The sequence below is a fragment of the Alteromonas sp. ABV2_168 genome (assembly GCF_056161165.1).
Genome location: NZ_JBSWYQ010000006.1, coordinates 54077 through 75272, shown reverse-complemented (window position 1 = coordinate 75272; position 21196 = coordinate 54077). Strand labels below are relative to the sequence as shown.

General features: G+C 51.0%; 20 protein-coding genes. 7 read left to right on the top strand and 13 right to left on the bottom strand.

Annotated elements, in window-relative coordinates:
- Positions 1 to 23: 23 nt before the first annotated feature.
- The 6 genes from ACXAH4_RS10790 to ACXAH4_RS10765 form a co-directional block, all read right to left on the bottom strand.
- On the bottom strand, positions 24 to 896 hold the full coding sequence (locus ACXAH4_RS10790; protein WP_474869150.1) for a FlgO family outer membrane protein: 873 nt from the start codon (positions 894 to 896) through the stop codon (positions 24 to 26).
- 4 nt (positions 897 to 900) lie between these two features.
- Entirely contained in the window at positions 901 to 1653 is a 753-nt protein-coding gene (locus ACXAH4_RS10785; RefSeq protein ID WP_474869147.1) for a FlgO family outer membrane protein, read from the bottom strand.
- A complete protein-coding gene (locus ACXAH4_RS10780) occupies positions 1653 to 2276 on the bottom strand; it encodes a FlgO family outer membrane protein (RefSeq protein WP_474881844.1) in 624 nt (207 codons plus the stop codon). Before ACXAH4_RS10780 ends, ACXAH4_RS10785 begins: the two co-directional genes overlap by 1 nt.
- Before the next feature lie 190 nt (positions 2277 to 2466).
- Positions 2467 to 2766 (bottom strand): YfcL family protein, encoded by a 300-nt coding sequence (locus ACXAH4_RS10775; RefSeq protein ID WP_349587696.1) that lies wholly within the window; start codon positions 2764 to 2766, stop codon positions 2467 to 2469.
- Between the two features lie 9 nt (positions 2767 to 2775).
- On the bottom strand, positions 2776 to 3903 hold the full coding sequence (locus ACXAH4_RS10770; RefSeq protein WP_474869145.1) for an ATP-NAD kinase family protein: 1128 nt from the start codon (positions 3901 to 3903) through the stop codon (positions 2776 to 2778).
- Positions 3900 to 4466, bottom strand: coding sequence for an elongation factor P hydroxylase (locus ACXAH4_RS10765; RefSeq protein ID WP_474869230.1), 567 nt, complete (start codon positions 4464 to 4466; stop codon positions 3900 to 3902). The genes ACXAH4_RS10770 and ACXAH4_RS10765 overlap by 4 nt, the downstream gene beginning before the upstream one ends.
- Positions 4467 to 4607: 141 nt before the next feature.
- Here ACXAH4_RS10765 and ACXAH4_RS10760 point away from each other — a divergent pair, with 141 nt between their 5' ends.
- Genes ACXAH4_RS10760 through ACXAH4_RS10750 form a run of 3 tightly spaced genes read left to right on the top strand, consistent with a single transcriptional unit; the run spans position 4608 to position 6863 of the window.
- Positions 4608 to 5318, top strand: a complete 711-nt coding sequence (locus ACXAH4_RS10760; protein ID WP_474846463.1) for a DUF8198 family protein — start codon at positions 4608 to 4610, stop codon at positions 5316 to 5318.
- Complete coding sequence (locus tag ACXAH4_RS10755; protein ID WP_474846465.1) at positions 5302 to 5760, top strand: acyl-CoA thioesterase; 459 nt, start codon at positions 5302 to 5304, stop codon at positions 5758 to 5760. Before ACXAH4_RS10760 ends, ACXAH4_RS10755 begins: the two co-directional genes overlap by 17 nt.
- Entirely contained in the window at positions 5757 to 6863 is a 1107-nt protein-coding gene (locus ACXAH4_RS10750) for a retropepsin-like aspartic protease family protein (RefSeq protein WP_474846467.1), read from the top strand. Before ACXAH4_RS10755 ends, ACXAH4_RS10750 begins: the two co-directional genes overlap by 4 nt.
- A 40-nt stretch (positions 6864 to 6903) precedes the next feature.
- On the opposite strand, the gene ACXAH4_RS10745 is transcribed toward ACXAH4_RS10750, so the two are convergent.
- Positions 6904 to 8928, bottom strand: coding sequence for an oxidoreductase (locus ACXAH4_RS10745; RefSeq protein ID WP_474846469.1), 2025 nt, complete (start codon positions 8926 to 8928; stop codon positions 6904 to 6906).
- A 143-nt stretch (positions 8929 to 9071) separates the two neighbouring features.
- Between ACXAH4_RS10745 and ACXAH4_RS10740 the strand changes: the two genes are divergently transcribed.
- Positions 9072 to 9680, top strand: a complete 609-nt coding sequence (locus ACXAH4_RS10740; protein WP_474846471.1) for a TetR/AcrR family transcriptional regulator — start codon at positions 9072 to 9074, stop codon at positions 9678 to 9680.
- A 40-nt stretch (positions 9681 to 9720) separates the two neighbouring features.
- Here ACXAH4_RS10740 and ACXAH4_RS10735 read toward each other — a convergent pair whose 3' ends face one another.
- Positions 9721 to 11337, bottom strand: coding sequence for a GMC family oxidoreductase (locus ACXAH4_RS10735; protein WP_474846473.1), 1617 nt, complete (start codon positions 11335 to 11337; stop codon positions 9721 to 9723).
- A 113-nt stretch (positions 11338 to 11450) separates the two neighbouring features.
- Between ACXAH4_RS10735 and ACXAH4_RS10730 the strand changes: the two genes are divergently transcribed.
- Positions 11451 to 12179: a DUF4403 family protein gene (locus tag ACXAH4_RS10730; RefSeq protein ID WP_474846475.1), complete on the top strand. Its 729-nt coding sequence runs from the start codon at positions 11451 to 11453 to the stop codon at positions 12177 to 12179.
- 19 nt (positions 12180 to 12198) lie between these two features.
- Here ACXAH4_RS10730 and ACXAH4_RS10725 read toward each other — a convergent pair whose 3' ends face one another.
- The 3 genes from ACXAH4_RS10725 to ACXAH4_RS10715 are packed head-to-tail and all read right to left on the bottom strand — an operon-like array spanning position 12199 to position 15511.
- Positions 12199 to 13635, bottom strand: coding sequence for a wax ester/triacylglycerol synthase domain-containing protein (locus tag ACXAH4_RS10725; RefSeq protein ID WP_474881842.1), 1437 nt, complete (start codon positions 13633 to 13635; stop codon positions 12199 to 12201).
- A complete protein-coding gene (locus ACXAH4_RS10720) occupies positions 13635 to 14300 on the bottom strand; it encodes a TetR/AcrR family transcriptional regulator (protein WP_474852760.1) in 666 nt (221 codons plus the stop codon). Before ACXAH4_RS10720 ends, ACXAH4_RS10725 begins: the two co-directional genes overlap by 1 nt.
- Positions 14301 to 14302: 2 nt before the next feature.
- Entirely contained in the window at positions 14303 to 15511 is a 1209-nt protein-coding gene (locus tag ACXAH4_RS10715; protein ID WP_474881840.1) for a DUF445 domain-containing protein, read from the bottom strand.
- A 195-nt stretch (positions 15512 to 15706) separates the two neighbouring features.
- On the opposite strand from ACXAH4_RS10715, the gene ACXAH4_RS10710 reads away from it, so the two are divergent.
- Entirely contained in the window at positions 15707 to 17158 is a 1452-nt protein-coding gene (locus tag ACXAH4_RS10710) for a DUF3336 domain-containing protein (protein WP_474881991.1), read from the top strand.
- 49 nt (positions 17159 to 17207) lie between these two features.
- Positions 17208 to 18593, top strand: coding sequence for a hypothetical protein (locus ACXAH4_RS10705; RefSeq protein WP_474881839.1), 1386 nt, complete (start codon positions 17208 to 17210; stop codon positions 18591 to 18593).
- Between the two features lie 81 nt (positions 18594 to 18674).
- Here the strand turns inward: ACXAH4_RS10705 and ACXAH4_RS10700 are convergent, their stop codons facing one another.
- Positions 18675 to 20417, bottom strand: a complete 1743-nt coding sequence (locus ACXAH4_RS10700) for a PAS domain S-box protein (protein ID WP_474881837.1) — start codon at positions 20415 to 20417, stop codon at positions 18675 to 18677.
- A 130-nt stretch (positions 20418 to 20547) separates the two neighbouring features.
- Positions 20548 to 21129 (bottom strand): hypothetical protein, encoded by a 582-nt coding sequence (locus ACXAH4_RS10695; RefSeq protein ID WP_474881835.1) that lies wholly within the window; start codon positions 21127 to 21129, stop codon positions 20548 to 20550.
- Between the last annotated feature and the right edge of the window lie 67 nt (positions 21130 to 21196).

Below are 21196 nucleotides of genomic sequence, written 5' to 3'. Positions count from 1 at the left end.
GGAAATCTCATACTAAAAGATGACTATTTTCCGGTTTGGCTGCCGCTGTTCAGCGCAGTAACCATAAAAGACGGAACAAGCAGACTGGTACTGGCGACAACCTGATGCTTATCAACGGACACAATACGTGCATTGACCCGCACACCTCTGGGCTCTTCGATAAGGGTACCGGTGAGAATATGATCCATCTGCATTGAGCGGCTCTGTATTTCGCCGGTCCGTGTCATGGCCAGATCGCCAAACGGCGTGACTGTCAACGCATCAGCCATTTTAAAATCGACAATACCCACACCAAAACTCTGCAATTCTGCGATGAGCAGTTCAGCCAGCTGATTTCCCATCACTGTGGTTTCCTGCAGCGACCGGTTCAGCCTTACGAAGCTTGCCACACCGATTAAATCGTTGCTGCTAAGCTCTGTAGCAGAGTCCATCAGTTGCATTGCCAGTTGGGATGCATAGTCTGCCAGCGCTTTGTGTGTTCTGTCCGGCTGATAGCCGGTTACAAGAGGATCGTGCCACTCAACCGCTACCGGCCCTGTCTGTTCACTGGCCTCCGGGTTACGGTCACGGGAATCAGGCCGGTATTGCCATTGTGCTGTCTCAGGCACCGCTGCCATGTTCACCGGTGCGTTGCTCTCAGGTGCAATGTCCTCTGGTGCAGCATGTGTCACCACATCAGCCTGCGGATAGGAAGTCGCTTCTGACGTTGAAGATGAAGCCGCACTGTCACCCGGCGGTTGCGCAGGCTGCGTGTGAGCATCACCCTCACCATCCATGTAAGCATGGTAGTGTTCATCAATGGTGGTACAGGCGGAGAGCCCGGCTACCAGCATAACAGCCAGTAAACGGCCTGATATTACTGTGATAGCCGGAACTGAAGGTTTGGCAAACGTCATCGTCTTAACCCCGTGTCAGCTTCACACCATCCCGGATGCCACTTTTACCGTTGCTGTCGCTGGGAATAAGCGCATCCACGACATAAAACGGTATAAGTAACTGGGCGGACGCCACCACAGCGCGGCTTTCTATGCCGAGAATACGCGCGTTTACCAGTACCCCGCCCTGATGCTTCGCCATCGTGCCGGTGAGAACGTAATCAATGGGCAGGCTGCTGTTTAAGTCGAGATAGTCACGGCTCAGCAGAAAATCACCGCTGTCTGTTACTCTGATGTAATCTGTTGCTTTAAAATCCACTACCGGAATGCGATATTTATGCAGTTCGTGCATAAACGATTCAGCCATCTGATGACCCAGTAAATTGGTGTGCTGGAGATCAGAGTCCAGCATAGCGAAATTGGTTACCGCCACCGGCGTTTTATTGGTGACGTACTCCATGTTGGAAACCAGGTCCTGAGTCATGTTCTTGACATAATCGCCAACATGACGGTTCAGAGGACGGCCCTGATAGGCTCCCTGCACACTGCTGTACAGAGGCGGCTGGCCAATAGCACCGAAACTGTCAGCTTCGTCTTCAGGCTCTGCGGCGACAACTTCAGCGCGATCTTCAGCACGCACATCAATGACATTCATCACCGGCTCAGCTGCACCCGGCTGCGCTTCTGCGGTCTCTTCATCGCTGAGCAGAGAGCAACCTGAAATACTGACCAGCATTGCTGCCATGGCAATCATATTGCGTTGAAAAATCATTGGCATTACCCCTTATCCTCAGTTCTGTACAGCCGCCCGTTCCGGGTCGTGATCTTTTCTTCTTCCCAGAACAAGCCTTCAGGAAAGAAACGTGTCGCAGCAGCCACGACATCTTTTGTTCTGGCGCTTATCACTCTGGCGTTAACCATAGCACCGGCCTGCTGGCGGACAATGGTGCCGGTGATATAAAAATCGACCCGTTCGATGCCGGGAAGTTGTTCGATATCCCGGGTGAGTACGCGGTCTGCATACTCTCCCATTATTATATCGTCCGTGAGCTTAAACTCTTGAGTGGTAAAGCCCCGTTTTGCGGCTTCAGTGATCAACCCCTCTTCAAGTTGATGGCCAAGCATCATCAGCGGGTCCTGCTGTTTGCTGTTCCAGCTCATGGTATCTGCCGGCACAAAACCGGTAACGGCATATTTCGCCTGACGTGAAGGACGCAGCTGCGCAAACAGCTCATTCGCCAGTACGTAAGTGTGGTACTCCATATTGCCTAATGCAGGTAACGCCATATTTTCTTCCTGCATCACCACCGAAGGACTCTCTCCGGCACAGCCTCCGAGCATTAAACTGCCTGCTGCCAGCCATGCTGCAGGGACTGTCTTTTTCAGATATTTAGTACTCATTACTCCGGCCCGTTAACCCGCCATTTATTGTCTGCTTAGGTATTCGCAATTTTCGTACCATGTGGGAACGTCAAAGATGTGGCGGGGCAGAGGGGAATTCAGTAACCGGTAAGCGGGTTTTAAGGCGGCGGGAAAGAGGTGAAGCGGCAAGAGTCTGCCGCTTCAGGGAAAAGCTGTCATCAGGTAGTAACTATTTTGCACTGGCAAGAAGACGTTGCCAGAGCGCCATGACCAGCCGCTGATCCTCATCTTCCAGTTCTTTATTATCAAAAGCAGCTTGTAAACTGCCCTGCATTGCTTCGTCCAGGGTGGCCAGGCTCGCATCAGGCTGCATTTCCTGTTGTCTGGCAATCACCGCAAAATGACCTTGCAGGTAGCTGGCAATAAACAGTTCATCGTCACTACCATGATCAACAACACCATCCAGCGCGTCTTCGATGTGTCCGGATTGCCCGATAAATTCAGTGGGGGCGGCGGCGGGAAATTCCATAAAGTCTCCTTATTTTGCAGGATACAGCACTTTGTCCCGGTATCCGGTGATCACCGGAAAATAGCCGGCAAGTGCGGTATCTAATTCAGCGTCACCGGTATCGAGCCGCAGAGGGCGGCCATCCAGAGACTGTAATTTGGTTTTTGTAGCGGTGATCAGCACATTTTCCTTCCCTGTACGGCGGATAAATGACGGTGAGAGTTGCTGGTTCCCACGGCCAAAAATATGCCCCTGACCACCAATCACTGTAATGACCAGTTTAACCGGCTGGCCGTCAGTAAGTTCAAGCAGCTGTACCGCTGTCACATCCGACGCCACCAGTTCTCCGTCTTTCACGACATCGACGCCCAGCAGCGTATTATCCAGACCCATTGAATCCATAATTGCGGCCACGGTGGAACCCGATCCCATCACGAAAAACGTGTCCGGCTCATCTTCAATGGTTTCACGGATAAAGGCCGCGATATCTTCCAGCACCAGTTCATCACTTTCCTTGCCGCCGGCTTTGACGGCCTGAACGTAGGTCAGTGAATCCGGGACCCGCATTTCACCGAAATGCTTTGCCAGTACTTTGCCCTGACGAAATGCCTCTTCGTCAATGTCACGGACTTCCGCCGGGGCTTCACTCACCAGCTCCCCGCGAACCATCATAGCCACCACTTCACCGGCAGCTACGGGGGTTACTGCATATACACCGGAGTGGATTTTACACCCGGCCGGTACGCCCAGCACAGGCGTTTGCAGCTCTGCAATCTGACACACATTTCGTGCAGTGCCGTCACCGCCGGCAAATAACAGTAAGTCGATCCCCTCAGCAAGTATGGCTTCCACCGCAGCTTCAGTGTCTTCAGCTTCAGTCTGTGCCTGTGCGGGTGTGTATACCACCTTTGCTGTCAGACCGGCCTCACGGGCACTGTTTCCACCCATTTCAGCGGAGGCGGTTATCACAGTTATCTGACCGGCAAGCGAACTGAGTACATTCAGCGCGCGGGTCATTTTAATACCCGCAAGTTGTTCCGCTCCGGCCGCCAGCGCCTGTTCACGTACCGCAGCACCGTCGCTGCCTTTGAGTGCCACCGCACCGCCAATGCCGGCAAACGGGTTAACCACCACGCCCAGACGAAATTTATCGCTCATGCTAATGCCTCTGCCCGTTCTGTAGTAACCGGCGCCGTATTAAAATGCGCCTGCAGTACTGTCATCAACATACCGGCACGGGGTGGAAACCCAGTACGGGTATATTGCACCAGTTGCTGATGCACAGCTGCGGTGAACGCTTCACGGTCAGGCTCTGCCCCGTTCAGATTATCCGTACTGACCCGGAATTGACGCCCGGCACTGAGCGTCAGAGCCCATTCCACTGCCTGCGGTTTAATTTCCACCTGTTCAAAAGCTTTCTGCTGACTGGCGTCACGGCCGTCAGGACAATACCAGTAACCATAATCTTCCAGCAGTCGCCGTTTATCACCGGCGATACACCAGTGCGCAATTTCATGCAACGCACTGGAGAAAAAACCGTGGGCAAAAACGATGCGGTGAAAAGGTACTTCATCACCCGCAGGCAAATACACCGGCTCATCATCGCCGCGCACAAGACGGGTATTCCAGTTTTCAGCGAAAGTGGCGTCAAACAGGCGGATGAGTTCGTCCACTTGCGGATCGGTATCGTCCTGCGGGGTAAACTGCATTTGTGGTTGCATCGTATTTAAGGCTGAATTTTGTTGCTGCATTCAACTCACTGACAAGCCTGAAAAGAGGTTGCGCATAGTACCAAATGCCGGTCATTCCGCCAAATCTGAGGATGAATGTGATATGTTGATGTGAACATAAGGAGAGCAGATTTGAACACCACGTCCGGTATTGTCAGGCACATCCACCGCGTGAATGCGTTGAAAAACATGGCAGAAAAAATGGGCCAGTTGCCGGCTATCCATGCCCTGCAAGAATGGCAGTGTGAACGTTTGCTGGTGACTCACGCAGATCTGGCGGCTCAGCCACAGTACCGCCAGGCTATGGCCTTTTTTACAGAAGAGCTCTACGGACCGAAAGATTTTTCACAGCGGGATGCTGATATCGTGCGGGTGATCCCGAAACTGGCAAAAGTATTGCCGGACAAAGCCATGCAGGCGCTGGATGACGCCCTTGCACTGAATGCCCTCTCTTTTGAACTGGATCAAAAGGTTGTTGAGGCACTACAGTGCCAGCCGCTTAACAACAATACCTATGCTCTGGCCTACCGTGAAGCGGGTGATAAAGCAGCAAGAACACAGCAAATTGACATCATCCGGCACCTGGGACAACAACTGGCCGCAATCATTAAAATACGGGGTATTGGTATGCTTATCTCGGTATCCCGCCGTCCGGCAAAACTGGCGGGACTTCTTTCTCTGCACGAATTTTTGCAGCGGGGATACGATACCTTCAGACAACTTGGCGATGTTGAGCGCTTTACCGGACCGGTTATTGCCCGTGAGCAACAATTAATGTTACAACTGTTTTCCGACGATTTTAGCCTTGAAAACAATCCTGTACCCCATGTACCCGAACGATGACTACCAGCCGGAATGGGCACTGCCTGCCCCTTTCGTTAAACCATGGCAAATAAACGACTCCCACATAGATCACTATCAGCACGTTAACAATGTGGCCTATCTGTCACAGCTGGAGTCGCTGGCCTGGTCACATTCAAATCATCTGGGACTGACATTCAATGATTACCGGGCATGCGGTAAAGGTATGGTGATCCACCGTCACGAACTGGACTATCTGTTACCCTGTCACGAAGGTGATACATTATTGTGTGCCACCTGGATTGTGGAATGCGACGGTAAGCTGAACCTTGAGCGACGCTTCCAGTTTGTTTGTCCCGTGCGCCGGAAAACGGTGTTTGCCGCCAGAACCCGTTTTGTTTGCGTCAATTTAAAAACCGGTGCCCCTGCGCGTATGCCTGCACCGTTTAAAAATACGTATACTGAAGCGGTGACAACGTCGTGAACAAATGGTTGCTGGCTGCCCTTGTGTTGTCTCTCACCCTTAACGGCATATTGCTGGTAACCCGCCGGGAAACCGTTACACAGCAGGTTGTGCCGCTGGCAGACAGTACTGAAGAAAGTATTCGCCCTGCTGTGCAAGCCCCCGCACCGACAAGCTTCCCCCTTTCAGCCTCAGATCCCATGCAGGAGGAAAGGCCTTCAGCGGCTACACTGCAAGCCTGGTTTAATAATGGCGATCCACGCTTTTTTCCTGCCCTCACTGCCGCCCTCAGAGACCAGCCCTATAACTGGGAATTGTTACTGCTGGAAGCAATGTGGGTAAAACGTGAGGAACCGTTAAGTGAAGCTATCATCCAGTACTACAAAATTCTTGAGCGAAACCCTCCGCCGCAGGTCGAACAGGACATCTCCGTATTGATTACCCAAATGGCAGATACCGCAGCAGAAAAGCTCCGGCTCGCCGGCGACTGGGACACCCTTGCGGCGTTTGTGGAGCCACTTTACCAGTACCGGCCGGAAGATCGTTTTTATACCCTGCAACTGGCAGAGGCGTATGGCAGACAGCAAAAATTTACGCTGATGGAAAATGTACTGGCTTCGCTGCCATCTGAAGACCGGCAGGCTGAAGCGCTTCGGCGTGTACTGTATCCTCAGGCCGCAGACGCACAAAGTGAAGATACCCCGCCCACGGAGGAAGAACGTGAGGTATCCGGTAACGCATTCAGGATGCCGCTGGAACAAACCGGCGATCATTATCTCGCGCCACTGACACTTAACGGCCGCCACTCAAGATTGCTGGTAGATACCGGTGCATCGGTTACAACGGTGACGACGGAGGTATTCAGACAAGTAGCCAGACGGGGAAATTACCGGGACCTGGGAAATTTTGCAGTCAATACCGCAGGCGGCCGGGTAGACGCCCGCATGGTAACATTAAAAGAAGTAGAGTTTGGTCCGTGGCGACTGGCGGATGTATCGGTGCTGGTGCTGCCACCGGGTACGCTTGATGGCACTGAGGGGCTGTTAGGCATGAATATTCTCAAGCGGTTTCATTTCCGCATTGACCAGGCCGGGAATGCGCTGCTGCTGGATCCCATTCACTAAGCCCGGTTTTATAAAACCGGGCTTAGCCTGCTTCGAACCGTTACAAAGCCGCTGCGACTTTTGTTCCTTGCTCAATGGCCCGTTTGGCATCGAGTTCACGGGCTTCATCTGCACCGCCGATAAGATGACACGGTTTCGTCAGGCCTTCCTGCAATGCCCGCAGCGGCTCCTGTCCGGCACAAATGATCACATTATCTACCGGTAGTACCATTGACTTGCCCTCTACTGTGCAGTGAAAACCTTCATCATCAATGCAGTCATAGGTTACGCCAGCGATCATTTTCACTCCTTTCATCATAAGATTGGCGCGGTGAGACCATCCGGTCGTTTTACCCAGACCCGCGCCCACTTTGGAAGTTTTCCGCTGGAGCAGGAAGATTTCTCTGGATGACGGCTCTGGTGCAGGTTTAACCCCTTCCACACCAGCCCTTGCTGTCAGTGTCATATCCACGCCCCACTCTTTCATGAAAACGGGAATATCCAGGCTTGGCGCATTCTTCCCGTGTGACAGATACTCAGACACATCAAAACCGATCCCACCGGCACCGATTACCGCTACACGTTTGCCCACCGGTTTTTTATCTCTGATCACGTCCAGATAGGTGAGAACTTTACTGTGTTCAATGCCCTCAATGTCGGGCACTCTCGGGGTAATACCAGTCGCCAGAATAACGTCATCAAAGTTGCCGTTATTCAGCGTGTCTGCGGTCACTCTGGTGTTCAGCTGAACATCTACGCCGGTAAGCTCAAGCTGACGGGCGAAATAGCGCAGGGTTTCATTAAACTCTTCTTTGCCCGGGATCTGTCTGGCGATATTGAACTGACCGCCAATCTCAGATGCACTGTCAAACAGCGTGACTTTATGCCCCCGCCGTGCAGCGGTAGTCGCCGCCGCCAGCCCTGCAGGACCGGCCCCGACCACAGCAATATGCTTCACTGACTGCGCCGGCGCAATTTGCAGTTGCAGTTCATGACAGGCCCGCGGGTTAACCAGACAACTGGTGAGTTTGCCGTTAAAAATATGGTCCAGACACGCCTGATTGCAGCCAATACAGGTATTTATTTCATCACTGCGGTTTTGTTCAGCTTTAATAACGAACTCAGCGTCTGCCAGAAATGGCCGCGCCATGGAAACCATGTCCGCATCTCCCCGAGCCAGCACGGCTTCTGCGACCTCCGGTGTATTGATGCGGTTACAGGTGATCAGCGGCACATTGAGCGCCGCTTTAAACTTCGCAGTCACCCAGGTGAAAGCAGCCCGCGGCACCCGTGTTGAAATGGTAGGAATTCGCGCTTCATGCCAGCCGATCCCGGTATTGATAAGATTCGCGCCGGCTTCCTCAATAGCCAGCCCCAGCTTCACCACTTCATCGTATGTAGAGCCGCCTTCGACTAAGTCCAGCATGGAAAGCCGGTAAATAATGATGAAGTTATCACCGGTGGCTTCACGGACCCGGCGCACCACTTCAACCGGCAGACGCATTCTGTTCTCATAACTGCCTCCCCAGTCATCATCACGCTGATTCGTGCGGGCTGCAATAAACTGATTCAGGAAATAACCTTCAGAACCCATGATTTCCACACCGTCATAACCGGCTTTCTGCGCCTGAGTGGCAGCAAAAATAAAGTCACTGATCTGTTGTTCGATTTCTTCTTCTGTCAGCGCTTTGGGTTTGTACGGATTAATCGGCGCCTGAATAGCCGATGGCGCCACCAGCTTCTCCGAGTAGGCATAACGGCCGGTATGCAGGATTTGCATACAAATTTTCCCGCCTTCGGCATGGACCGCATCCGTCACTTCACGATGATGGGCAACGGCCTTATCTGAATCCAGGCGCCGTGTGGCAGGATGGGTAGAGCCTTCTTCATTAGGTCCGATCCCACCAGTTACAATTAACGCCACACCGCCCCGGGCTCGTTCGGCATAGAATGCGGCCATGTGTTTGTGCCCGCCCGGCATTTCTTCAAGCCCGGTGTGCATAGAGCCCATGATGACGCGGTTCTTTAACTGAGTGAATCCCAAATCAAGGGGGCGAAACAGATGCGGATACGTGGTGGTGCTCATGTTTAGTCCTGATGGTTGCCTGTCATTGAATTTGTAGCCAGGTTTGGTGAACAACGCAAACTTGACACCGTCAAGATAACACCAATGTTGACAGTGTCAAGATTAAACGGGACACTCCGCTTACCGACTTATCAGGAAACGCTATGACTTCCGGTTCTTCTTACCATCACGGTGATTTACGCAGTGCGCTCATTGAAGCGGCCACCACTATCATTGAAGACAGTGGCATAGACGCTTTGTCGCTGAGAAAGCTGGCAGAGGTAACGGGCGTATCGAGAACCGCCCCGTATCACCATTTTAAAGATAAAAATGCATTACTCAGTGCTATTGCTGCTAAAGGGTTTGACGACTGGCACGCCTCTGCCAGAGCTATTTTTGAACAGGAAGATCTGACTCCGGCTACCCGTTTCCGCCGCTTTATCCACCAGTATGTCAATTATGCCGCGAACCACCCGCAGGTCTATGAACTGATGTTCGGGCGGACGTTATGGCACAACGATCAGGCAACAGCACAGTTGAAAGACATTGCTTATCCCTGCTTCCAATACCAGCTCACCATGACCCGCACCTGGCAGTCCAGTGGACTGCTTCCCGAAGATCAGGATGCACTGAGGCTGGCGCAGGTCACCTGGAGTACCCTGCACGGTATCGCAAGACTATTAATTGATGGTATTTACGCCGACGAGTCGCATATCAGCGAAATGTGCGACTGTGCCGCAGAAGTGTTTATCCGCTCTGCCGGATTAAAGTAAGTTCTGAAGGCAAAGTACCTTTTGCAGAAAGCCCGGCGGCTCAGGGATGGCCGGCACTGCGGATGATCAGGTCCGCCACCCGCTCGGCAATCATCACCACCGGCGCATTTGTATTGCCCCCGGGCAACACAGGCATGACCGACGCATCTGCAACCCGCAGGCCATTTACCCCTTTTACGCGACACTGATTGTCAGTCACCGCCATTTCATCCTCTGCCGCTCCCATTTTGCAGGTGCCAACAGGATGATAGATACTTTCCGCATGCTCACGGATAAATTCGTCAAGCAATGCCTCATCGTTATTCCCTTGTGGCGGTGACAATCGTTTCCCCCGCACGTCATCGAAAGCCGTACTGTTTACCAGCTTGTCTGCCAGAGCAACCCCCTCGAGCAGCACTTTTTTATCGTCGGGATGGGTGAGATAAGCAGGCTCGATTAGCGGATGGTCAGCAGGATGACTGCTTTGCAAAGAGATACTGCCACGGCTTTTCGGATACAAGGCACAAACGTGAACCCCGAAACCGTATCCGTAAACCGAGCGGCGGCCATGTTCAGCCAGAATGGCCGGCAGGAAATGAAATTGCAGATCCGGCTGACCGGACTGCGCCAGTGATGAAGAAGCGAAGCCGCCGGCTTCGGCAATGTTGGAAGAAAGCAGGCCTCCTGATGAAAACAAATACCGGAAACCGGCTGCTATGTAGGAGGGTATGGCAGAAAGTGCAACAGCATAGCCCTGACGGGACGTGCAACGGTATTGCACAATAGCGTCCAGATGATCCTGCAAGTTACGGCCTGTACCCGGGGAGTCCGCGACCACATGCACGCCTTTTTCCATCAGCATGTCACGGGGTCCCACTCCGGAGAGCATCAACAGATGCGGTGAATTAATTGCCCCTCCGCACAGAATGACTTCTTTACGTGCGCCAATCCGGCGACCTTTGCCTTTATACCGCACCTGCACGCCGCTGGCGGTTTTACCGGTGAAAAGTACTTTTTCAGTGAGCGTCCGGGTATGTACCGTCAGGTTGGGCCGGTTCAACGCAGGTTTAAGATACGCCTGCGCCGTGGACCAGCGCCGGCCGTGCTTTTGGGTGACATCATAAAAGCCAAGCCCTTCCCGCTGTTCACGGTTGAAGTCGGTTCTGACAGGCAAACCGGCAGCATCTGCAGAATTCACAAAACACCGGGAAAGCGGATCGGTATGACGAAGCTTTTCAACTCTGAGGGGACCGCCGGTGCCATGATAAGCATCTGCGCCGCCGTGATAATCTTCTGCCTTTTTAAACCATGGCAGCACTTCGTTGTAACTCCAGCCGGCAGCGCCGGATTCAGCCCAGCGATCATAGTCTTCCCGCTGGCCGCGAATGTAGCACATGGCATTGACTGAACTGCTGCCCCCCAGGGTTTTCCCTCTGGGCCAGAAAAGTTCGCGGTCATTCAGCTCACTTTGCGGTGCAGTGAAATATCCCCAGCCAATGCTGTCAAAACGACTGAGCAAAGACAATCCGAACGGCACATGGATGAACGGATTGTTGTCTTTACCACCGGCTTCCAGCAGACACACAGTAACAGACGGATTTTCTGACAAACGGGCTGCCAGCACTGCGCCGGCAGATCCCGCTCCGGTGATCACATAATCATACTGTTCTTCAACCATACGCCACCCGCAATGTGCTTATTCAACTGCTCTTACCAGTTTAACAAATTGTCGGCTATTGTCTGTGTTTTTTATGTTACTGTAGTGACAGACTGAACCACAGGGACAGAGGATTGACACTCAGCTGGCGGGAAAAATGGAAAGTCGCCGTTTGCGGCCTGATGATAAAAACAGGCAGACTGACGTATGATGACTACACCACACAAGAACTACAGGCGTTACTGACTCCCCTGTTCCCCCGCTCTTTTCCGTTTGATGTACCGGGAGGAAAGGCCCGCCTGACTATCACGGAAGCACAGGTTCACGGTCAGGAAGAATCAAACAGGCTGGCACTGCAATGTTTTGCAGAACTCAACATTACGGTCCTCGATACCCCGCTTTACCGTGCCCATGTCATTGTCGTGATAAGCGGAACGCCGGTTTACGATATTCAAAACCATGTGATCAGTATTGAGGATCTCAAATCCGACGCTATCCAACTGGTTAATGACAACTATGCGCTGCTCAATGACACCCGCTCACTGATCCGTCAGATTGTGCCCGGGTTACAACTGGGTAAGTCACTGACTGAGTTTATCAGTGCACCTCTTCTGAATATTGCCAGTATCGCCACCACCGGCAAAACTGACCGTTTGCTGTCGTATCTGCGCCTGTATCTTGATCATAACAAACAGCGTATTCTGGACTATCACAAACCGGAAATTGATGCGGTGTTGCAGCGCCATGCTGAAACGCAGGATCTCAGCTATGCATTAGGCGGCCACTGGCGGGAAGTTGTTTTTCACCGCTGGGGAAAACAGGTATTCGTGGTCAACGGCGGGTTGAGATTCAGTTTCCGCTGAGGTTAATGAAACCTTCACACTATTCAGCAATGACCGAACGGGGATAACTTTCAATCTGCTCGCCGATATCTTCAATACCCACTCCGGGTTCATCCACCGACCGGGCAAGAATGGCTAAAGCTTCATGGACATAACCGGCCAGAGGGCTGATGTCTTTGACATGCCGGTTACAGCACACCATCCCCACGTTTGCTGTTCCGTTGTAGGTCATCAGTGTGATATTCACGCCGCCACCCGGCGTCATGGTGGACACCGGATAACAGGCCAGTAATTTGCAGTCCTTCAGATAACGGGCTTCTTTTGGTCCGGGCAGGTTTGAAATTAAGATATTCGCTATGGGCTTGACGAAGTCTGACAAGTGTAACCATTCAAACACAAGTGATACCGCCTGAATAGTGATGGTGTACGCTTTAAATGCCCCCGGTGTCGCTTTTTGTGCAGCATGTTTGACGATGCGGTGATTCACAATGATTTGCCTTAACCGCACATACGGGTCCCGCTCGCCGTGGGCCAGTTCAACAGGCACAATGGCAATCTTATTACCGGTGGTCTTCTCGCCCGGTTTACGCAAATTAACCGGCATATTGGTATACAGTGGACGGGTAAACCGCTGTCCGTGATCTTTCAGAAAACGGTGAACCGCAATATCAAATACGCACAGCAATATTTCGTTAGCAGATGCCCGCGTGCGTCTTGCCAGCGCTTTAATCTCTGCAAAATCGATGTCTGTCGTAGTTACCGCCCTGCCTGCTCTCACCTGACCGGTAAGAGGCGTTTGCGTACCACTGAAGGGCAACGGCATGTAATGGGTGTTAATACGCACCAGCTTCATCAGCAGCCGCAACATAATGATGAAAAACTGCCAGCTGGTTTTCAGTCCCTGCCAGACAGCGAACAACCTGTCGCGCCAGCGCACCAGATGCTTTCTTTTGTGGCGCAGCCGTTTAAGTGCCCAGACCGGAGTAAATCCCTGCTCAGCAGGTCCGGCGGTATATCCGGCCTGAAACCAGCGAACAAGCGTTGCGCCGTCACCGTAGAGATGATGCACCCGCGCATAAATCACAAACTGACGGCTGGTGTTGTCATGCAAAAAAATAAATTGCCAGAGTGGCTTTTCCGGGTCGAGCCGCGAAGCATGCAGCGTTTCGGTGAGTTTATCGAGCTGTCTGCGATCCTGAATGTTTTCAGTAATATGAAATTGCACGTGATAATCCATATCCATGTGCTTTACAGGCTGCAAACCCAGGGGGTAACCCAGCAGCGTTTTAATTTTGCAATTAAATGGCGGGGTAATTTTTGTGTGCGATTTTACTTCTTCGTAAAGCGCCCTGACGTACTCTGAAGCACATGCCTGCTCAGGCATTTCAAGGATCTGCACACAACCCACATGCTTGGGACTGGCGTCAGACTCCGCCAGCCAGAAAGACTTGTCCAGAAAAGACAGTGAGCGGCCCATCAGTCTTCCCCGTCTGTCCAGTCAGTATGTTTCAGGTTTGCCAGACTGTGACGGGCAATCCCCTGATTCAGTTCAGCCAGGGTGCCCTCCGGTAAGGTTAACCGCGGCAATAAACTCATCATTAATAAAGACAGGCAGTGATATCGTTGAGATTCACCGTCCAGGCTGCGGCCAAGCTGGTCATATTGAAACGACTGGGTCAACACAAGGGTTAACAGTTCAGTAAGCAGAGGTAACTCCGCTTTTTCCAGGGTCAGAGAACCGGAGGATTTAAGCGCATGCAATACATTGCTTATCTGTTTTTCCAGCGCACTCACCACCTGATTTCTCACCTTGTGGGCGTGAGGATACTTTTCGGCAAGATCTGCCGGACTCCGGTAAAGAAATTCAAACAGATGCAGTTTCTCAATGATCATGTAGAAATAATAGAACACATCTTCCGCACTGATGCGGGCGGCAATATCACTTCGCAGTACATGCAGCATCTGATTTTTGTGAATGCTGATAAGGCGTTCAACAATCACTTCTTTGCCTTTGTAATGGTAGTACAGGTTACCCGGACTGATATCCAGTTCCATGGCAATATCTACACTGGTTACGCTGTTTTCGCCATGCTCATTGAACAATGACAGCGCCGTGTAGAGTATTTTGTCTGCAGTTTTCATGTTCAGATAAACACCAGATAAAGCTGGGCAAACCCGGCTGCCAGGCCCAGTAATGCGCCTGTCAGAATAAGCTTCCATTCATCCTGCCGGTAAGCAGGACGCAATACGCCTTCAAATTCTTCCGGCGGGAGAGCCTGCATGCGGACCCGTAAATCATCTCCTACCCGCAAAGCAGAATGGGCGTAATCGTAAGCATAAAACAGGGTTTTATCTGAGTTTTCAAAAATACGCTGTACGGCCAGCGCTTTCATCTTGAAATAATTTTCAGAGCCTACACCCAGCCCGAAATACGGCTGGGCAATGGCCACATAGCGCTCAATAGCATCATTGACGTGCAGCTCGATAAGCTCCAGTAACGATGCTGACCCGGAGCCGTGCAGGATCACATGGGTAATATTTTGCGGAGTGATAAGCTTGTTTTCGATAATTTCAGCATACACACGGGACACTTCCGCCTGCCTTTTCAGAAACATGCCCTGAACAGTCACAGGACCAAACTTACGGGGACGTTTAGGTTCGAAGATGATTTTAATTGCAATCCAGTTAGTGGCGTAGCCCACCAGCAACCCACCCAGCGGCAACAACCACCATGCCTGAAAATAGTGCCACAGAAACATGGTGGGTAACCCGAAAAGAAAACCAAAATAAAAACCGGAACGAACGATGAACGGAAACTCTTTGGCACCGGCAGTAAGAAAAATTTCATTGATGAGTGAAGGCGAACCGACCAGTTGCTCGACTACCAGCTCTTTGATGTTCAGAATTTCATTTATATTTAACTGAAAATCTGTGACCAGCTTTTTTACAACCCGGGGCATGTCATTTTCAATCCGGCGGTAAACCAGATTCTTTCCCTGCACCGGCACTGCGGCCCATAAATCCGGTGCTGAAGCTTCCATCACCTCGTTGACCACACTTTTCAGCACCTGCTTTAAGCGCCGTTCGATGGCACAGGCCAGCTGTTCGCCGTCCAGGCGTTGGGCGAGTTCTTCAACACTGAGCAGTTTGCCCAGAACCAGCTCTACTTCAATTTCAGCCATTTCCCGCCGTTTTGCCGGGATCAGCCCCTGCCAGCCAAAAAATGGTCTGATCCCCTTAAATTCAATGGGATAAAACATCATTTTGACCGCCAGATAATTGGTCACCCAACCCACAATCGCGCTGATAAACGGGATAGACAGCAGGCTAAGCAGTTCCGGGTTCCATTCCATGCAAGCTATTGTTTTTGGCTATTTTACCGACATAGCTTCAGGCTAAAGGGAGATTACATATTTAGCAAACCTTTTGCGGTGAAAGCTTGATCTGCGCCATACGTTCAAAATTAGGTAGAGCATTCAAATTATTCCTGCCAGGCTGGCTAATATCACTGCAAGTGATGTGTTTCCAAAGATCAGTAAGAGGCCGGTATTATGGTATTTTTCTCAAAATCGAATGCAATAGAGCAGGATATTGAACTGGCTTCTGATTATGCTGAATACCGTGAAGCCTGCCTGGCTCACGACGCCCTGACCGGCGCAGATGACTGGAAGCGAAAAGAAGCCAGCAGAGATTACGACTACCGGTTGATACGCAAACGTGTTCAACGCATGCAGTCAGCCAGAAAGTTACAGGATGTGACCGGCCTGATGTCGGTACTCCATGAAGGATTGCATGGCAATTTGGGTAATATCGCCAACCCAGCCCTGCTTACACACAGTAAAACGGGCACCAAGCAGCTTATCGAAACCTTTATCAGCGAAGTGGTGATGGCACTGGATGCCATTTACCGGGCTGATGAATCTATGGTGGATTTTTTCCGTAAAAAGCAGTTTTTTGAAGAGACGGCTCATGCATTCGGCCGCTCCTGTCTGATGCTGTCCGGTGGTGCCGGTCTGGGATTTTTTCACGCCGGTGTAGTGAAATCCCTCAATGAACACAACCTGTTGCCCACCGTGATATCAGGGGCCAGTGCCGGTGCTATTATCGCCGCTATGATTGGCACAAAAAACCAGCAGGAACTGCAAGAAGCCCTGTCTCCTGAGTTTATTCTGAGTAAGTTTCGTTACTGGAGAAAATGGTCAGGGTTTGGCAGGAAGTCGCTGCTGGATGCCACAGCGCTGGAAAATACCCTCATTGAACTGTTTGATCTGATGACTTTTGAAGAGGCTTTCAGTAAGACCGGGCGTCATATCAACATTTCCGTATCACCGATGGATTTACATCAACAATCACGGGTACTCAACGCCAAAACGTCTCCGAATGCTATTATTACTCAGGCTGTGCGGGCTTCCACCGCCGTCCCGTTATTTTTCAGCCCCGTGCAACTACGCGCTAAAAATGCTGCCGGCGATATCATACCGTACATCCCTAACCGCCGGTTCGTGGACGGCTCACTCATGGCGGATTTGCCTTTCAGACAATTGTCACGGTTATACGGTGTTAACCACAGCATCGTCAGCCAGACAAATCCCCTGGCTGTGCCTTTTTTATCCTCAAACCGCGCCGGTGCTACTACACTGACCGGACTGACATTCCGCCACATCAGTCAACTGGCGAAGTCTAACAGCATTTTTGCATTCGACATGCTTGAGAACCTCACCGGTAACAAGGCTGCCCGCCTCGCAATTCATAAAGTACGTTCGGTTATTGACCAGCAGTACGTAGGCAATATAAATATTCTTCCTCATAAGCAGCTCAGGAGTCTCAGTCAGCTCCTCGCCAACCCGACTTCAGAAAGTATTACATCGCTTATACGCAGCGGCGAGAAGGCTACCTGGGAGCACATTGATGTTATTGAAAGAAATACTAAAATTAGCGAGACGTTACGCTTATATTTAACTAAGCTAAAAGAACGGGAAGCCAGGGAATCAGGGCACTGATAAAAAACCGGAAAGGAAGACCCGGAGTATTTTAACGCTCAGGAATGCCGTGAACCGCAATACCACTCAAGCTGACAGCCAGTATGTCAGCAAAGTCAAAAAACTCATTGAACTTGTCGATCCTGTGGATACGGCAAAGCCCTCGGTGGTGACATACGCCAGACACTTTTATGCGGTTACCGCAGACCTGAAAAAGCGCATTCAGAGCCTGGCGCAGGAAGTCAAAGTTGTCAGCGAAACCAGGGCAAACATTGCCGTGCTGGAAGATCTGAAGAAGCAACACAAATCCGCGGTGCAGCAACTTGAGAAAGAACAGGCAGATCGCCAGCGCCTGATAATCACTATTGTGTCGCAGATAATTTCCCTGAGTGAAGGGGAAACTTATTATGAGACCCAGACCGCCAGCTCCCGCTTTCTGGGCACATTGCTTCTGCTCACGCGGGGTAAAGATGGCAATTACGCCCGCTATCATCAACGGCTTAAACCGCTTTACAAAGCCGTACTAGCTCTCAGATTAAGTGACAAAGTGCTGGCAGACAGCAGCGTAAAACATAGCTATTTATCAAAATATGCCGGCGTTCTTGAACGGTTTACCGATGAAGTAAAAATGCGGGAATGGGCAAACTTCATCGCCACCCCTGTCATCGCAGCGGCTATTTTTCAGGACACCGGACTTTATCACGAAGAGGCTGTGCGCATTCTGTACGGGGGGGACGGCGAAGATGATCCGTTCAGAGAACTGGATGAATCTTTCCGCAAGCAACTGTTAAAGATTAACTATCAGCAAACACTGACCTTTATCAGAGACGGTGTTTCTTTTATCGGTTGTGAACAGAACAAAGGCCCCCACGGCTTTCTTATGGAACTGATGCAGGACACATTCACCGGTAAATCCGGCATTGGCGATATTTTAAAAATCCCGCAGGTCTATTCCTCCATCATCCTGTCCACCAAACCCGGCTATAACCGCTCTATGCTGCCGAAGGGTTATATGCTGATTGAACAAATGGCGAAACAAAAAAGTGTTAACAGCAGGCTCGCTGAGCACTTCATCAATATTGTGGGCTATTTCCCTCAGGGATTCGGTGTGTGCTTCATTCCGGTGAATGAAAAAGGTCAGGAAAAAGACCAGTATGAATATGCCATCGTGTCCCGGTTAAACCCGGAGCATCCTGCTGAACCGGTTTGCAAAATTGTGTCCAGAAACCTGACCTTTTTTGCTGCCGGCAAAGAAGAACGGGTAGCGAAAGACAGAAATCTGTTCTTTAACGCCACCAAACAAAAACTTATGAAAATTGACCGCGCACGCATGACAGAAATCATGAGTCAGCTGAAAAAGAACTTCACCATCGCCGATGTGGACGAACACATTCCGGCATTCTGGGAACCCCACGACTTCTTTGCCGACCGCAAAAACCAATCTATCTGGCGGTAATAATGATGAGTCAGTCAGTACTGTTGATAACAATGGCCTGCGTATTTGTTTTGAAATCCGCAGGCATCGCCAGCCAGCCATTTAACTGTCAATTTTCTGAATCAGTTCATCCAGCTTTTCAATATTGCTGACGGTAGTTTTTACCAGGTTATCGATTTCGTCGGAAGACTGTTTTGAATTCCCGGCAAGGGTTCGCACTTCATCGGCAACAACGGCAAATCCCCGCCCTGTTTCTCCGGCCCTCGCCGCTTCAATGGCTGCGTTGAGAGCCAGTAAGTTGGTTTGTTCAGAGATACTATTAATTGTGCCGACGATAGAGCTGATCGTCTGGCTGGTTGTTAATAACTCTTTCATAGCAACCAGCGTCTGGTTAACCGCCTGCTTGCGGGTGCTCACATCAATGGCGAAGAACACGTAGCGTGTGATATCGCCATTAAAACTCTTCAGCGCACTAATCCGCGCATCAAAAGCGAGATATTTGTCACTTTCATGGATTTCGATAACTTTCGATACAAACCCATTCTGATTGAGCTGTTCTTTATCTTCCGCACTCAGGGCCTGCAGAATACGCTGCGCAAATACGTCCTGATTAACTACACCGGTCAGCGTGGTTCTGAGCAATTTATTCACGTCCACCACTTTGCCGCCGGGCTCCATTTCCATCAGTACCAGTGCACTTCCGATTGCTTTCAGTTTATTGGTGAAATCCAGCGCCATCTGTTTCACCCGGGTAATATCAGCCTGTACTGCAATGAAATTAACCAGCTTTCCGTCCTGAAACACCGGGTTTATTGAAAGCGACGTCCAGTAAGGCGTACCATCTTTCCGGTAATTCAGAATTTCATCGTAAAAGGCTTCCCGGTTCTTAATTTTCTGACGGATAACATCGACAGTCCTGGGGTCGGTCTCTTCCCCCTGCAGAAAGGAGCCCGGCTTCCGCCCCTTCACTTCAGTCAGTGTCCAGCCGGTTAACCCCTCAAAGCCATTATTCACGTACTCAATCAGACCCTCTGCATCAGAGATAATCACTGCATTGTCAGTTTCATTCGCCACCAGCGACAGCATACGTTGCAGCTCACGTTGCTCAACTTCTTCCGTAACATCTTTAACAAACGCGGTGTAAAGCGTTCGCTCATCAAGACGTACTTTAGAAAGAGACAACTTTCCCCACAATGTATCGCCGTGCTTTGTTTCAATTTTCACTTCGCGGCTGGTGCCGACAATTTTGTCCTGTCCGGTACGGCGGTTTGCATTCACATATTCGTCATGGTTAGCCTGAATGGCGTGGGGCACCAGCATCTTAACGTTTTGCCCGATCACTTCGTCCCGGCTGTACCCCCACATTTTTTCAGCAGAGGCATTAAACAGCGTCACCAGATTGTTGTGGTCGATGCATACAACCGCATCCAGAGCCTGCTCAAGGGTTTGCTCAACAATTTCCCGCGACTCACGCTCCTCCGTGACATCCCGGACAAAAGCCGTGTAATGCTTCTTGCCGTTAACGATCACCTGAGACAGCGCCAGTTGAACCCAGATACGCTTTCCGGATTTGGTTTCCAGCTCAACTTCCCTGGCACTGCCCACTATCTTATTCACACCGGTCTGACGGTGAGCATTGACGTAGCTGTCATGATTACTCTGGTGTTCGCGGGGAACCAGCATCTGAATATTGCGACCCAGCACTTCCTGAGGCGAATACCCCCAAAGCTGTTGTGCGGCGTCATTATAAAAGGTGACCTTATTGTGCTCATCAATGGTCACTACGGCGAGTATAGATTGTTGAAGTGCTTGTACTGCTGCGTCGTTGCGTGAAAAAAACGGCATGCCCTGTCCTCCTTTTAAAGAAGGTATAGAAGCACCCGGCCACTTTTTCCAATATAAGAGAAATTAAATCTTTATAAAACCGGAGCCTGCCATTACACGGCAGACTCTGATAACAGACAGACTGTGAGCGTTACCTTGCTCTAGGACGAACTGAAGATACCGAGCGGGGTCTCGCTCCGGGAGTAGAAGTCACCGTTTTCTTCCGGGTTGAAGGTCTCCGCGAAGGCTTCTCCGGCGTCTCTGCACTGGCAGATTTTGCAGCTGTAACAGCGGAATCAGCTTTTTCAGCTACATCTTTCGTTTTCACTTTGGCAGAAGCTTCAGCTTCCTGTTTTGCCTGAGCTTTTTCCTGTGCCTGCTTTGCCGCCAGTAACGCGACCTGTTCTACCAGTACATCCACTTTCGCCGACAACACATCAAGTTGTTGCTCACGTTTATCACGCTTTGCCGTGAAAGACGGCACAAATGACCAGAGCGGACTGGTTTTGACTAACTGTTCCATATTGGCAAAAACAGCCGAAGGCGATAAAGATGACCGGAGATGTGCATCCATCCTGGCACCCCGTTGCTGCAGCTCATCGAAGGATTTTTTTTGCGCATCAAGCTGACGGTTTATCTGTTCAGTCACACCGGACAACTGCTCAGCGATAAGTTCGGAGCCGGCTTCAATCCAGCCGGTCAACGGACCGTTTGGCTTATTTTTCTGTACCATCACTTTTCCTTTATACTGAAGAAATCGTAGCGGCGAAAACACCGTGTACCCGTCGTGCCGGACACAC

Coding starts and splice junctions, on each gene's coding strand:
- ACXAH4_RS10715 (WP_474881840.1), bottom strand. CDS start 15,511: ATGGAATGGAACCCGGAACTGCTTAGCCTGCTGTCTATCCCGTTTATC.
- ACXAH4_RS10765 (WP_474869230.1), bottom strand. CDS start 4,466: ATGCAACCACAAATGCAGTTTACCCCGCAGGACGATACCGATCCGCAA.
- ACXAH4_RS10735 (WP_474846473.1), bottom strand. CDS start 11,337: ATGGTTGAAGAACAGTATGATTATGTGATCACCGGAGCGGGATCTGCC.
- ACXAH4_RS10780 (WP_474881844.1), bottom strand. CDS start 2,276: ATGAGTACTAAATATCTGAAAAAGACAGTCCCTGCAGCATGGCTGGCA.
- ACXAH4_RS10775 (WP_349587696.1), bottom strand. CDS start 2,766: ATGGAATTTCCCGCCGCCGCCCCCACTGAATTTATCGGGCAATCCGGA.
- ACXAH4_RS10745 (WP_474846469.1), bottom strand. CDS start 8,928: ATGAGCACCACCACGTATCCGCATCTGTTTCGCCCCCTTGATTTGGGA.
- ACXAH4_RS10755 (WP_474846465.1), top strand. CDS start 5,302: ATGTACCCGAACGATGACTACCAGCCGGAATGGGCACTGCCTGCCCCT.
- ACXAH4_RS10740 (WP_474846471.1), top strand. CDS start 9,072: ATGACTTCCGGTTCTTCTTACCATCACGGTGATTTACGCAGTGCGCTC.
- ACXAH4_RS10785 (WP_474869147.1), bottom strand. CDS start 1,653: ATGCCAATGATTTTTCAACGCAATATGATTGCCATGGCAGCAATGCTG.
- ACXAH4_RS10725 (WP_474881842.1), bottom strand. CDS start 13,635: ATGGGCCGCTCACTGTCTTTTCTGGACAAGTCTTTCTGGCTGGCGGAG.
- ACXAH4_RS10790 (WP_474869150.1), bottom strand. CDS start 896: ATGACGTTTGCCAAACCTTCAGTTCCGGCTATCACAGTAATATCAGGC.
- ACXAH4_RS10720 (WP_474852760.1), bottom strand. CDS start 14,300: ATGAAAACTGCAGACAAAATACTCTACACGGCGCTGTCATTGTTCAAT.
- ACXAH4_RS10770 (WP_474869145.1), bottom strand. CDS start 3,903: ATGAGCGATAAATTTCGTCTGGGCGTGGTGGTTAACCCGTTTGCCGGC.
- ACXAH4_RS10700 (WP_474881837.1), bottom strand. CDS start 20,417: ATGCCGTTTTTTTCACGCAACGACGCAGCAGTACAAGCACTTCAACAA.
- ACXAH4_RS10695 (WP_474881835.1), bottom strand. CDS start 21,129: ATGGTACAGAAAAATAAGCCAAACGGTCCGTTGACCGGCTGGATTGAA.